Origin of the sequence: Vibrio sp. 1641 (genome assembly GCF_033339995.1) — a bacterium.
Lineage (GTDB): Bacteria > Pseudomonadota > Gammaproteobacteria > Enterobacterales > Vibrionaceae > Vibrio > Vibrio alginolyticus.
The window spans coordinates 321,931-335,391 of record NZ_JAWOVP010000002.1 but is presented as its reverse complement, the minus strand read 5'-3'; the positions used below and the strand labels follow the sequence as shown (position 1 = coordinate 335,391).

The window sequence follows — 13,461 nt, the reverse complement described above, 5'->3', positions numbered from 1 at the left end:
CAATCGATTAAGTAACAGGGAATGTCCTAATGCTACCAAAGCCAAGTTTTTGTCAGTAGTTAGGCACGTAAAAGAGTTCGGTTCAATCAGTGATTTGGATCTTTGTAAAATCTTCGGAGAAACAATATGGAGTGATGGGAGGGAATACCATTCAGCCGCGTTCTCATTCAAGGTTGATAGATACACAGGTAACTGTGAAATCTCACAATACAAAAACCAATAAGGCTTAAGAATTTATTAAGCGGAGTCAGGAAACGGACTCCGCTTTTTTGATCATGGCAATCGTAAAGTCGTGCTCGGAGTATCCCTCAATCAATCGTGTATTCGGACACAGCAACCGACAATAGCGAAAGACACCTTCTTTATTGTGCGACGCTAACATTTTCATGCTGGGTAGTTTGGATTCATCCAACAAGTTAAACACACAACCTTTCTCTGTCGCTCGGTACATTTTATCAATCATTTCAATGGTATGATTTGGGTTGGTGGATTGATAGTTCAATGATCCGGAAGCAAAAACAAAGTCGCAACGAGGCAATACCAACGTTGAAAAGTCGCCACATATAAACTTACTTTGCGTACGAAAATCTCGTTTTCTGGCTTCAGAGATAAACTGTTTTTGCTGATCAATGCCAATATAGCTTTGAGGAAGCCCCCCCGTAAGTTCGATAAACGCTAACAAGTCTCCGTAGCCGCACCCAATATCTAAAATACTTGAACCGTCTAACGTTAACCCTCGGCACAACGCCTCAAAACGGCTGATCTGACTATACTTATCTGCCCATCCCAGAGTTCGGGCTCTGTCTTTACCAAACTGTCTATATCGCTTTCGATGATAGTGGGCAATCTTAAGTCTATCGAAAAATTTCATCTTTCTTATGCATAAATCGGCAAACTGCCATTTCCTTTCACTTGTCTAATCGCCAGGTGGGTATGAATATCTTTCACATTTTCTAATCGCTGTAACTTTCTAGTAAATGTTTCATAACCAGCGAGATCTTTACTGACCACCTCTAACAGGTAATCATAGGCCCCTGATACGACATGGCATGAGATCACTTCATCCATCTCAACAACGGCATGTTCAAACTCATCAATCGAAGAAGCTTGGTGGTTATTTAAACTCACTTCAACAAATACAGTCATCGCGATGCCTACAGTGTCTCTGGACACAATAGCTCGATAACCACTTATTACACCTTCCTGCTCCAAACGCTTAATGCGTCTTGCACAAGGTGATGCCGATAGCCCTACTTGGTCAGCAAGTTCTGCCGTTGTCAGAGTGGCATCCTTCTGCATTAGGTTGATAAGTTGCCTGTCAATTTTATCCATTTATTCTTCCATGCCTTTAATCACCAACAATTAACACTTATACGCAATTTATCACCAACATCAAGCCTAATTACGTCAAACTTTGCCTCCCTTTTGCAAGAGTTTTATTCAACAATTAACACATCATTTACAAATGGACATGTCGATAATGATCTTGGGATACGCAGCTATATTAACGACCTTACTGCTTTGGTCTGGTTTCTTTATTTCTTTAAAAGGGGGCGCAATTTCTGCCTTGCAGCCAGCCGATATCGCGTTAGTTCGCTTTCTAATCCCAAGTATAATTTTATTACCATTTGTGATTAAGCATAAACAGTCGCTGCGCGTAGTGCCTAAACGCTACCTGGTTGGTGTTGTGGTTGGAAGCGGCCTTCCCTATCTTCTGGTCGTCGGAACGGCTATGCATTTCGCTCCCGTGGCGCACGGCAGTGCATTAGTACCTGGCACTTTGCCATTGTTTGTTTCTGCTATCGCGGTACTTTGTTATCAACAGTCGCTGAGTGCTCACCGCTTAATCGGGCTTTCTACGGTGTTGTTAGGGATTTTCGTATTCCTTCTTTCTAATAGCGGCGCAGAGTACAACTGGTCTCAGTTGCAAGGGCATATCCTGTTTCTAACTGGCAGCATCATGTGGGCTGCTTTCACCATCAGCGCTCGTGTCGCTAATCTTAATGCACACGTCTGTGCAGGATTCGTTGCAATCGCGTCTTTGGCTCTACTCATCATCGCCGTTGGTTTCGGGTGGGTAGACAGTTATTTGGTGGTAACACCGTTCAGCCAGTGGCCATGGGAGGAGTTATTTGGCCACGCGATGCTACAAGGTGTTGGCGCAGGTTTAATCGCTTCTTTCACTTTCATTTATGCAATTAGGATCATCGGTGCCGAAGCCAGCGCTGCTTTTGGTTCATTAACTCCAGTCGTCGCGACACTTCTTGCCGTTCCAATTTTTGGTGAACAACCAGATTCTCTCACTTGGTTAGCGCTGATGTTGGTCACATGCGGCAGTATTGTGGCAAGCCAAATCTTTATGAAAGGTGGAATGAGCCAAACTTATCGCCCACCACTTCACAGATAGCGATGATTTTACAAAAACTTATGCCTTACTATCTTGAATAACAAAATGGCGTTTTGATAGCCTCAGCTTAACTAAAAATTAAAACGCCAATGTGATGCCAGCCACTCATACTAAAGATGAACTGCATAGGTTTCTCAAACCGGGAATGAAACTTTCTACTAATTTCGAATTTGGGCCTAAGGATCAATATACGTATTCCACCACTTATCTTGGGATGAAAGAAAATGCTTATTTGATTCTTGATATACCAATGCGTTTGCTTGAAGAGCAAGTGATGAGAAAACTCCCCAACGCCGATATCATCGTGCGTGGAGTATCAGATACGGAGTTAGGCCATGTCATTGCGTTTAAGTCCAGCGTGCTGACGACGACCGTTCGACCATCTCCCCTTTTGTTTATCCGCATTCCAGGAACATTTGCAACCAAACCAGTTCGGGAACATGAGCGTTACAAGTTGCAAATGGACTGTAACGTTATTCATGCAGGGAATGTCTACGACGGTAGCCTTATCGATTTTTCTCTAGCAGGTGTTGGTATATCAACCTTGATTGAGCCCGAATTCAACGTGGGTGAGAGTGTTACCATCGAATGCCCGTTAAGCCACTATATCGGAGAAGAAAATCGATGTGTCATTGCCAACATCAAGAAATTGGTGAAGGGATGGGTAGTTGGAATTAAGTTTGCTAGTTCCATTGAGATGACTCACGAACTAAAAACAGAGTTACTGGAGCAATCCTTTCTAACCAGTAACGTCTGAACTTACTGCTCGCTAAAGCGCGTCGCCTCAACGCTGTTGAGTATTCTGTGAACCGTATAGGTCACAAGCAGCGTCGCAACAATAGCAAACAAAATACTGCTCACGCGATACAGCGCACTGAACATTAAGTCACCATCTGGAGTAAGATATTGGCCGAACAAAATGCCTAATGTGGTTAAGCCGCCAAATCCGGCTCCCGAACCGCTAGACTCTTTCACGTGCATATAGCTGAACATCATCGCACCAATCCAAAGCAATGGGACGATAAACAATAAGGTATCCGACCAATCGTATAATACAAGTTGTCCGACAATACCAAAGGTCACCCCCATCAAGGTCCCCATTGCTCTTTTTCGCGCATACCCTAAAGCACCGTTCCAATGCATAGGAAACAATAAAAGTAAGGTTGTCGCCTGAGCAGACATAGAGTCACTGAGGTCAAATAGCTGGAATACAAGGAAAGACATTGTAGCGATACTCGCCCCCATAAGGGCTTCATGACGCATTCGATGACTCTGTTTAGGCTGCGACGGTTTCGCTGGTGGCTGACGAGGTTCCGCATCGGGAATCAAAAATGTCACCACATAAGCAACGATCACTGAAATAACATTCGCTTGCAGATTGCTAAATATTAGGTCATTTAAGTCAGTGGTTGGATAACTCGCAAAATGCAGCATGATGCTTAAGCTCAGTACGCTGTTCGCTCCAAATAAGAACAAGCTCCCTTTTGACATACAGGCGAATTTATACAGAAACAACCCGAATGCAATGATTGTCATCATGCCAGGGTGCCCACCAAATAACCCACCAAGAACACCAACTTCTAATCCACACACAACCGCTGAAAAAATCAGTTGTCGTGCGGCATGTAGACTCATGACTGGCACCATTCCAAGTAACAGCATCGGGGTTACAGTAAAGAATACGCCATAGTTCCAACCAAATACTTTACATAAAGTGAAACCAATGGTCGCACCAGTTGCAATGCGCAAACACTGACGGAAGTCGTTTTCCGACATGGGGTGGTCCCATAACTTCATATCGCCTCCTCGTTAATAAATATAATGAAGAAGACTCAAGAATTGGATCTGGCACCTCGCTAACCAGCCAGATAATGCGTTTTCTGGCAACAACTGCACGGTTGCTCGTGCCCCTGCTGGAAATGCGCGCTGCTGAGGTTCATCGATAGCTAAATGTAAACGTAAGCGCTGCGCGTCTCTCACCCAACGGTTTGAGTCAGTTGGTGTTGCTAAGCGACCATCCGCATCGAATTGACCCGAGCTGACCCCGGCATCCACACTCGTAATACGAGCTTCAAATACATCACCAGGCAAGCTATCAAAAGCCACTAACGCACGGCTGTTCTGATTAAAGTGTCGTAAACTCTTTTCACGAAAGTCGGCAATGATATCCACGTCATCGGAGACTAAAGCGACAAGAGGTGTACCAGCTGCCGCATAGGCCCCCGTCTCCAGCTGCAAGTTAGCGACAACGCCATCATGTTCCGCCGAGACTTGAGTGTAAGACAGATTAAGTTCCGCTTGTTTTAGCTGGTTTTGCGCTACGCGGATATTCACATTCGTCGCGCCTAAATCACCGCGGTTTACTTCCAACTCTTTTAAACGAGCACGTGCGGCCAGTAAGTTCGCTTTAGCTGCCGTTGCACTGCTCTGTGCGTCATCACGCTGTTGTTGCGAAGTACCATTACGGTGAAACAGGGTATTAAGACGTTTTGCTTCGCGAACTTTTTGTTCCGCCACGATTTTGCTCGCTTCAACGTCTGCTTTTGCCGCAGCAATAGAAGCATCAAGTTGTTCGTTGTTTTGAATCACACGCTCGAGGTTAAGTTGAGCCTTTTCTACGGCGAGCTGATAAGGCTGGGAATCAATCTGAAATAGTAGATCGCCTTGGCTTATTTCTTGGTTGTTGGCAACATAAAGATGTGTAATCTGCCCACTCACACGGGGGGCCACTTTAGTTACCACACGCGTTGCCATTGCCTGAGGCGTCAACGGCATGGCGAGATCTGCAACTAGAAAATAGGCAAAGACAAGGACAAACGCGACGCAAGAATATTTGATCCAACGTGCGAATTTTTGATCTGGAGTCATAGGCGTTTACTTCTCTTTTTATTCGGTTTTCTGACTTATTCGCTAAGTGAATCAAGCGCATTGTGAGCAATCTGATCAAGAATCAATGAAAGCTGCTGAAGTTCCTGGTCGTTGATGTCCGTTAGGAGCTTGCTTCGAACTTGAAGAATTCGAGCCTCCATTTGCTTTAGTAGGGTTTTCCCCTCTTCTGTGAGGCTAACAATACGTGCTCGCTTATCGTGTTCACAGCAATGGCGAGTGATCAGAGATTGCTCTTCTAATAATTTTAATGTTCGCATCAACGACGCTAACTCGATCTCAAGTGCTTCAGCCAAATGCTTCTGACTGATGTTGTCACCCATTCGATAAAGCTTCCATAACGCAGTCCAACGCGGATACGTTAGGTTTAAAGGCTCTAACTCACGATCTGCAACCATTTTCCACAAACGAGCAACACGAGATAATTTTTCAGCCAGAGAAAGGTCTCGCAAACTGTTGATGTCTTGAATCATAAGATCTACTCAATTACTTAGCGTGCTAAGCAATATAAAATAGTTAGCACGCTAAGTAAATATCTTTTTGTGATTGAAATCACGTTGGGTGTGTCAGTGAAGGGGCAGAAATCTAAGTAACACAACACTATGTTTGAACTTGAAATGCAGCGATGTACACAACAAACGTCGAGACCAATAAAGTCTGATTTGTATAAGAGTAAAAGGGTCAGATACAAAAAAGCACAACCCACTGTCATGGTGTTGTGCTTTTCAGATAATGAATAATTGGGTTATCTCGTAGTGAGCCAATTATTCATGTTCGCTCGACTAAGAACCGCTGCTTAAAATCCACAAATGCTTCATGGAGCGCATTTTCTTTAATCGGCTTGAGAAGCACGTAATTCGCACCCGATTCCATAAAGGCGTCACTGGTTTCTTTCGCGGTGTCAGCAGTACACGCATAAATTGGCGTGCCTAGTTTTAGCTTTTGTCGGATCTCTTTGGTCGTTTCAATTCCACCAAGATGCGGAAGTTGGTTGTCCATCAGTATCAAATCGTAAGTATGATCTTTTAAGAATTCCATTGCTTCTAACCCATCTTTCGCCCAATCAACCTGCATTTTGTACTTGTTACAAAACGCTTTTAGAATGAATGCGTTAGTATGGTTATCCTCTACCAACAGCACTTTGAGACTCTCTGCAAATAGTTCACCTGGCTTAACTCGCAAACTCGAATCAAGAGGGGTGAGTACTCGCTCACGATCTTTCACTGGCATTGTAATGACAAAAGTCGTTCCTAAGCCTTTCTGACTGCGGACTTGAACATCACCTTCCAGCATGTCGACAAGGCTCTTCACAATGGTCAGCCCTAAGCCACTGCCACCGTATTCTCGAGTCGTTGTTGCTTCTTCTTGAACAAAAGGTTCGAACATTTGGTCGAGTTTGTCAGACTCGATGCCGATACCTGTATCCGTAATTTCCACGACCAGTACACTATTGTCAGCGCCATAGAACTGCTCAAGTTCCGCATGCAAGCGCACGCTACCCGAGGGCGTAAACTTTACTGAGTTACTGACTAGGTTGAATAAAATTTGGTTCAGACGAACTTGGTCAGTAAAGATTTCAACATTGGAATCTATTTTGTTTTCAATGACAAGGTTGACGCCTTTACTTTCACAAATAGGACGATAAATGTTTTCTAACGTTCGAATTGTATCAGTGAAAGAAAACGGGTGCTTTTGGATATTAAACTTACCCTGCTCAATCTTCGAAAAGTCCAAAATATCATTCAAAACAGCAAGTAAGTGCTCACCACTATGTCGAAGTACGTCAATTTGGTTATTCTGCTCTTCTGTTTCCACAGAGTCTTTTAGCAATTGAGCAACCCCTAAAATTCCATTGATTGGCGTTCGGATCTCATGGCTCATTTTAGCCAGAAAGTCGGCACGGGCTTGAGCAGATTTCTCTGCTTCTTTGCGCGCCAAGTTACTCTGTTTTTCCGCCTCAATTAGCGTGGTTATATCCTGACCTTGAACAATAATACCGCTAATATCTCCATCAACTCGAATCGGCGATAAGTTCCAGCGATATACTTTGTCTCCAATTGGCACATTAACGCCTGTCAACGTAGCTCCCTGAGCCGCCATGCGAAGGTGTGGCATCAACTTTTCTTTGAAACCTTTGAACACTGGGTGCATGGTTTCAATATCGTTTTCCATGACTAACTCTTTGCGTGCTGCCGGATTGATTTGGACAAGCACACCCGATTCAGACCACACCATAATAGGAGATAACGCAAAGTTAAACAGGTCGCGGAAAGAGCGCTTTTGTGCTTCAAGCTCTTCAAAAGTGTTTTCTAGTGTCGAACCAATATGATCGAATTCCTCAATATCTGACCCCTCAAAACGCTCAAATCCTTTTTCTTCACGAGCCGAGCGGGTATATGCCATCAGGGATCCTAACTCTTCAACTACTCGATTCTCGATCCATTCTTTAGTCATTAGCGCAATCATGACCATACCGATAACTGAGGCTAGCATTGCTAGCAGGTGTTGGATTTGCAATGTCACCACGCTCTGATTGTCTTGCACAGTAAGCAAGCACAAGTCAGTCTCGGCGGCATTTACCTCAATAGGGGTTTTGATGATCAATAATTGGTCAAGCTTGTGCTGGGACTCTCGTCGTTTGAGTACGTCAAATATTTGATAAGCCTCATCTCCTACTAATGAGCTTGCCAACGGTGTGTTGTTAGCGACCAACACAACATTGTCGACGTTGCCTTCATTTTTTAACCTTTCCATCAACCCAAAGTTATTATCTAAAACAACAACATTGTAAGAGTACCCCATCACTTCACCGGTTTTAGGTTGTAAAACGGGTACACGACGAAGTAAAAGATGGCGAGTTCCCATCGGGGTCTGTGAGGGTAGATAATACCAGTTGTTGCTAAAGGTCACTTGACTGGCAAGTCGGCTAAGTATCAGGTTGTTGATGCCATAGAAATGCGCGTTGCCATCGTCCCAAATAATACCTTGATGATCGGTTAGGAAACGAAACTCTGGTGTATGGGAAGGATCACTCTGGTCAATACTCATGAAAAAGTAATTGAGTGCCTCTTCATCACGTTCTGTATAAAAATCCAATACAACATCACTTTTCGAATTGCTGTTGTGATGAATCTGAATCGCTGCAAAATGGCTATCAAAAATGTTCAGGATCAGGGCAGAGGTCTGCTGCTTGGTTCGGTCGACTTCCTGCCAAATAATCTGCTTCGAGAAGTAATAACTCTGAACAAAGATGCCTAGAATGATCGGAGCAAGTACGAGAATAATTATTTTGGTAATAAGCGTCGACAGTGAGCGACGCTTTCTTGTTTTTGATGTAGTTGTCATCAATTATCTGAGTATCTAAATGCACGTTTTCTTAATGCTTCAATTCTTTCTGGAGAGTCCGATTTGGTAACGACTTCAAAATCACCAGAGTAAACGGTGGGAACTGGCTTTCCTTCTAAATCCCACTTAATGGCCTCAGCCATTGCAATACCTGTATCATCGTTCATACGCATAACGGTAACGTCTAACTCCCCTTTAGAAAGCGCCTCTAACTCTGCTGAACCGCCGCCCCAACCATTGATCATGACATCATCACGACCTAACTCTTTAAGAGCGTCAACAGCACCTAATGCTACATCGGTAGAACACGCGTAAATGAAGTCAACGTCCGGATACTTCTCCAAACTGGCTTTTGCAGCTTCATACCCAGATTGCTTTGTTGCTTTGGTGTAGTAAGCAGATTGTAGTTCAAATTGATTATCGCGGTTCACTTGGTTGATAAAAGTGTTGCCTCTGATGTCACTAATGTAGCCCTCTGAGAAGTAGAGAACACTATAGTGGCTATGTTTAGGGAAACGCTTGCCAAACTCAACGGCCAATTCACGACTTCCTTCTGCGTGGTCGAAACCAACATAAAGAAACGGCTGATGATGTTCCCAATCCCTAACAGGTGTGGTGATATTTTGTAAAATTAACTTGGTTTTCTTTGAATCTAAGACATGCTCAACAAACTTACGATGTCTTGTGGTATCTAGAGTAAAGATCAAGTAATCGGAGTTGCTTTTCAGCGCCTCCATTAAAGACAAACTTTGCTGCTTTATATCTGCATTAGGACGAGTAAACACTTGATTTAGTTGATAGTCGATATCAAGCTTATCTAGGCGTTTTTCAAACGCATCGATGTTTCGAATCCAATAATCAGAGATCTGCTGCCCTGGATAAACAACAGAAATTTTCAGTGGACGCTTTTTGTCTTTTGCTACGGGTACAGGGGTTTCTCTTACCACTTCAGCCAACGCACTAGTTAACTGCTTCTGTTGTGGAAACTGGTCTAAAAACTCTTGATATGCCCAATACCCATTAAGAACTTGGGTGGCCTGCACATTCGGCGCAAAAGCGGCCATTGAAATCAGGGAGAATACTAACGCTTTTTTCATCTACTGCTCTTTTAGCTTTTTTATGAGCCTAATTCAGCTCTATTCATTACCTAGCCGAGTCATCCTATACTCTTGTAATCTACCTTCCTCTTAGTGCCTGTTTCAATAGTAAATTGGTTCTTGGTCTGAGTGGATGCAAATAAAGTACATTGAGTCGCTTCCTTTGTCTCGATAACGTAGAGACATTTCGCGCTTTTCATATTCAGGACCTTTAAACAGAACACCAGCCCATTATGCGTCAGTTTATTCCTACATGGTACTCCAAAAACAAAAAGAAACCGCCAATGTGACATAGGCGGTTTCCGTGTATCTTTGCGTAGCAAGGGCTTATCAGAGTGCCACTATCTCTAACATCATTTGTTGATGTTCGTCGACGACAATATTTGCTTTTGACATAACGAGCAGCTCTTTTTTCGCTTTAGTTAGTTGCTTAATATAGTACTCTGCTCGCATGGCAAGCGTCTTTGAGTCAAAATCCGATGACCATTCCAATACCAAAGGGCCTTTTCCCTTCAAAGCTTTCGCTCCTTTTCCGGTTTGGTGCTGATTGAATCTTCGTTCAACATCATTGGTAACACCACAATACAACGCGTTGCGGTTATTTCGTATCAGATAGACACTCCAACGCTGCGTTGTATTTTCCATCATGAAAGCAGTGACTCAACCTTAGCTTTTAATTCATCCAGCTCTTCTTTCAGCTGAGCGACTTCGAGCTCTAGCTGACTTACTCGATCGGAGCTCGAGCTTGCAGCAGACACAGGCGCTGCAAGTTCGGACGCATCAACATCACCACAGAACAAATGCATATAACGCGACTCCCGCTTACCAGCCTCACGTGGTAATTTGACCACTAATGGTCCTTTCTCTTCGCTTGCTAAATGCTCAAGGACCGTTTCCACTTCTTTTACATCATGAAATGTCGCGAGACGATTAGTACGAGTACGAATTTCCCCAGGTGTTTGAGCACCGCGCAAAAGCATACAGCATACAATGCCCTTTTCCTGCTCAGTCAGCTTTAAATCACCAAACTCCGTATTACAGAAACGGTGTTGATACTTGCTGACGCGGCTGTTGAACGCACTTTCGTCACTGACGAGCCTGCGCTCAATAAGAGCATCAACGGCATCGAGTACGTCTGACTCAGAGAGTGACATCACGGGATCACGGTTGCTTTTTTGATTACACGCGTTGGTTAATGCGTTCAGGCTGAGGGGGTAAAGATCTGGGGTAGTGACTTCTTTTTCGATCAAGCAACCAATAACTCGTGCTTCAATTGCCGTTAGCTCAACTTTCATAATGCATTTCCTTATTATTTTTGCATTTGACTTTGTACCTAAATCGCTTCGAAATCATACGCCATAAATTCACACAGCAGTGCAAGAAGCGTTAGCGGTTCAGGTGTTGGTGTCAGGCTAAAGCATAGCGTAAGACCTGACACCCCTTACGAATAGGGTCAGGTATCAATGCTCCGAGAGAATCGGCACTCTCGTCAAATTGCCATCTTGGTCGACCATCATTATTTTTGAACGATTAAGCTCAACTTCGATGATTTCGAGTTGCTCGCGAGCGTTGATATACGCCGTTTTTAACTTTTCAGCCACAGAGCGAGTGACTTGCTCATTATCTTGACTATTTACTTGCTCCGCAGTGTTACCAGAGTCCATATCAAGTTCATCATTTTGCATTCAATGGTGTTGATAATATAGTGAAGGCCACGTTATGACAATGAATCGATGGATTCTACAATGTTGGCCAAAACTCGAAGAAAGCAGCACGATTATATGGACACAACGCAATTGGTTGAGAAATGTTCAACTCTGCATTGCTATTGATCTAAAGACTGTTATGCCACTGGATGTTGTGCTTTAATCGAGGAAGATATTCATAAAATTAGGAAAGAGAACTATGAGTAGCGTATTTGAAATCGTTAACCAAGCTCGTCGTAAAAACAAACTAAAACGTGAGCTTCTTGATAACGAGAAGAAAGTTCGTGATAACCGTAAACGTGTTGATCTTCTAGAAAACCTTCTAGACTACATCAAACCAGAAATGACTCACGATGAAATCGTCGCAATCATCAAAAATATGAAAGCAGACTATGAAGATCGTGTTGATGACCACATCATTAAAAGCGCTGAGATCTCTAAAGCACGTCGTGACATCAGCCGTCGCATTCGTGAGCTGACTGAAGAAGACAAGCAAACTAGCGGCAAAAAATAAACGCGTGAGCTAGATTTTCGAACCCCGAGCAAGAATATCTTCCTCGGGGTTTATTTTTGTCTCTAAACTAACCGCCGTGTACAATCAATCTAACTCTTATTCCTAACGCATTCAGCTTTCTATGTCTTCAACTTCGACAAGTACACAACCAACGCTTGCAAAACAATTATTTACGATGACCTGGCCAATGCTTTTTGGCGTTCTGTCTTTAATGAGCTTTCAGCTTGTGGATAGCGCGTTTATCGGTCAGCTCGGCGTTTTACCGTTAGCCGCTCAAGGTTTCACTCTGCCTTTGCAAATGGTCATTATCGGCATTCAAGTCGGTCTAGGGATCGCAACGACAGCGGTCATTTCTAAAGCTCTTGGGGCGAATGAAAGTCGGTATGCCAAACAACTTGGCGGATTGGTATTGATGATCGGCTCAATTGGTGTCGCTATTTTTGGCGGGCTAATTTGGCTTTTGCGCTACCCCATTTTAGCTCTATTAAGCGCTCCAGAATCTGTTATGCCGATAATCGACAGTTACTGGCCTTGGTGGTTATTAAGCTCATGGACTGGTGCGGTTTTGTATTTTTACTACAGTATCTGCCGAGCTAATGGCAATACAATGTTACCTGGCACAATGATGATGATAACCAGCGGCGTGAACCTTGTACTCGATCCGCTATTTATTTTCACGTTTGACTTGGGTATTAACGGAGCGGCAATAGCAACCATCGTCGCTTTTGGGTTTGGTATTTTAGTCGTAGCTCCTCGCGTGAAGAAGAATCACTGGGCAACGACACAATGGCAAGATCTTAACGTAGCCAAAAGTGTTGCATCTATCGGTAACATTATGGGCCCTGCGATGATTAGCCAACTGCTGCCACCGTTGTCTTCCATGCTAGCAACAAAATTATTGGCAAGCTTTGGAACCGCAGCAGTCGCCGCTTGGGCGCTTGGTTCACGCTATGAGTTCTTTGCTATCGTTTCGGTCTTGGCGCTGACAATGTCTATGCCTCCAATGGTTGGACGCTTACTTGGAGCAAAGAACTATGAAGATATCCAAAGGCTCGTCAGTATTGCCGTAAAATTCATTCTAGGTTTCCAACTTTTGATTGCTGCCATTACATTTGCCGTCGCAAACCCACTCGCACTATTGATGACAAGTGATGTGCAAGTGGAGCAAGTCTTGGAAATGCATTTACTGATAGTGCCGATCAGTTTGGGTTCATTAGGGGTTTGTATGCTAATGGTTTCTCTTTGTAATGCATTAGGCAAATCTTACACCGCGCTCACCATTTCAGCGCTGCGCTTGTTTGTCTTTTTCCTACCGTGCTTGTGGGTTGGCGCTCAAATGGATGGAATCCGAGGTTTACTCTTAGGCGCTTGTATCGGCAACCTGTTAGCTGGTGTTTCCGCATACCTAACCTATCGCCAAACCATACGCAAACTCGCAGGCGCTCAAGCCAACGCACAACAATGAATAATCAGAACTAAGCCCCTGAAGTGGGGCTTTATCGTTTT

The 13,461-nt window shown here is 43.8% G+C and carries 14 protein-coding genes; 4 read left to right on the top strand and 10 right to left on the bottom strand.

Going from position 1 to position 13,461, the window contains the following annotated elements; translation table 11 throughout:
- Positions 1 to 247 precede the first annotated feature (247 nt).
- Both R7Z47_RS05570 and R7Z47_RS05565 read right to left on the bottom strand, forming a co-directional pair.
- Entirely contained in the window at positions 248 to 871 is a 624-nt protein-coding gene (locus tag R7Z47_RS05570) for a class I SAM-dependent methyltransferase (protein ID WP_005373579.1), read from the bottom strand.
- A gap of 5 nt (positions 872 to 876) precedes the next feature.
- Entirely contained in the window at positions 877 to 1,332 is a 456-nt protein-coding gene (locus R7Z47_RS05565) for an Lrp/AsnC family transcriptional regulator (RefSeq protein ID WP_005373581.1), read from the bottom strand.
- A gap of 148 nt (positions 1,333 to 1,480) precedes the next feature.
- Here R7Z47_RS05565 and R7Z47_RS05560 point away from each other — a divergent pair, with 148 nt between their 5' ends.
- Positions 1,481 to 2,407, top strand: coding sequence for a DMT family transporter (locus R7Z47_RS05560; RefSeq protein ID WP_017635181.1), 927 nt, complete (start codon positions 1,481 to 1,483; stop codon positions 2,405 to 2,407).
- A 94-nt stretch (positions 2,408 to 2,501) separates the two neighbouring features.
- A complete protein-coding gene (locus tag R7Z47_RS05555; protein ID WP_262606685.1) occupies positions 2,502 to 3,164 on the top strand; it encodes a flagellar brake protein in 663 nt (220 codons plus the stop codon).
- A gap of 2 nt (positions 3,165 to 3,166) precedes the next feature.
- Here the strand turns inward: R7Z47_RS05555 and R7Z47_RS05550 are convergent, their stop codons facing one another.
- The 8 genes from R7Z47_RS05550 to R7Z47_RS05515 form a co-directional block, all read right to left on the bottom strand.
- Positions 3,167 to 4,204: a DUF2955 domain-containing protein gene (locus tag R7Z47_RS05550; protein ID WP_262606686.1), complete on the bottom strand. Its 1,038-nt coding sequence runs from the start codon at positions 4,202 to 4,204 to the stop codon at positions 3,167 to 3,169.
- 12 nt (positions 4,205 to 4,216) lie between these two features.
- Positions 4,217 to 5,275, bottom strand: a complete 1,059-nt coding sequence (locus R7Z47_RS05545) for an HlyD family secretion protein (RefSeq protein WP_054574591.1) — start codon at positions 5,273 to 5,275, stop codon at positions 4,217 to 4,219.
- Between the two features lie 35 nt (positions 5,276 to 5,310).
- Entirely contained in the window at positions 5,311 to 5,766 is a 456-nt protein-coding gene (gene slyA / locus R7Z47_RS05540) for a transcriptional regulator SlyA (protein ID WP_005373589.1), read from the bottom strand.
- Positions 5,767 to 6,061: 295 nt separating this feature from the next.
- Positions 6,062 to 8,638, bottom strand: a complete 2,577-nt coding sequence (luxQ, locus tag R7Z47_RS05535; RefSeq protein ID WP_318129881.1) for a quorum-sensing autoinducer 2 sensor kinase/phosphatase LuxQ — start codon at positions 8,636 to 8,638, stop codon at positions 6,062 to 6,064.
- A complete protein-coding gene (locus R7Z47_RS05530) occupies positions 8,638 to 9,735 on the bottom strand; it encodes an autoinducer 2-binding periplasmic protein LuxP (protein ID WP_005385634.1) in 1,098 nt (365 codons plus the stop codon). The genes luxQ and R7Z47_RS05530 overlap by 1 nt, the downstream gene beginning before the upstream one ends.
- A gap of 330 nt (positions 9,736 to 10,065) precedes the next feature.
- Positions 10,066 to 10,383, bottom strand: coding sequence for a GIY-YIG nuclease family protein (locus tag R7Z47_RS05525; RefSeq protein WP_005373593.1), 318 nt, complete (start codon positions 10,381 to 10,383; stop codon positions 10,066 to 10,068).
- The gene (locus R7Z47_RS05520; protein WP_005373594.1) at positions 10,380 to 11,030 is read right to left on the bottom strand and encodes a YceH family protein; all 651 of its coding nucleotides are present in this window, start codon (positions 11,028 to 11,030) and stop codon (positions 10,380 to 10,382) included. The genes R7Z47_RS05525 and R7Z47_RS05520 overlap by 4 nt, the downstream gene beginning before the upstream one ends.
- 165 nt (positions 11,031 to 11,195) lie before the next feature.
- Complete coding sequence (locus R7Z47_RS05515; protein ID WP_031777159.1) at positions 11,196 to 11,399, bottom strand: hypothetical protein; 204 nt, start codon at positions 11,397 to 11,399, stop codon at positions 11,196 to 11,198.
- Between the two features lie 241 nt (positions 11,400 to 11,640).
- Here R7Z47_RS05515 and R7Z47_RS05510 point away from each other — a divergent pair, with 241 nt between their 5' ends.
- Together R7Z47_RS05510 and R7Z47_RS05505 are read left to right on the top strand one after the other, a co-directional pair.
- Positions 11,641 to 11,955 (top strand): DUF496 family protein, encoded by a 315-nt coding sequence (locus R7Z47_RS05510; protein WP_005373603.1) that lies wholly within the window; start codon positions 11,641 to 11,643, stop codon positions 11,953 to 11,955.
- A 121-nt stretch (positions 11,956 to 12,076) separates the two neighbouring features.
- The gene (locus tag R7Z47_RS05505; RefSeq protein ID WP_213911874.1) at positions 12,077 to 13,420 is read left to right on the top strand and encodes an MATE family efflux transporter; all 1,344 of its coding nucleotides are present in this window, start codon (positions 12,077 to 12,079) and stop codon (positions 13,418 to 13,420) included.
- The last annotated feature ends 41 nt before the right edge of the window (positions 13,421 to 13,461 follow it).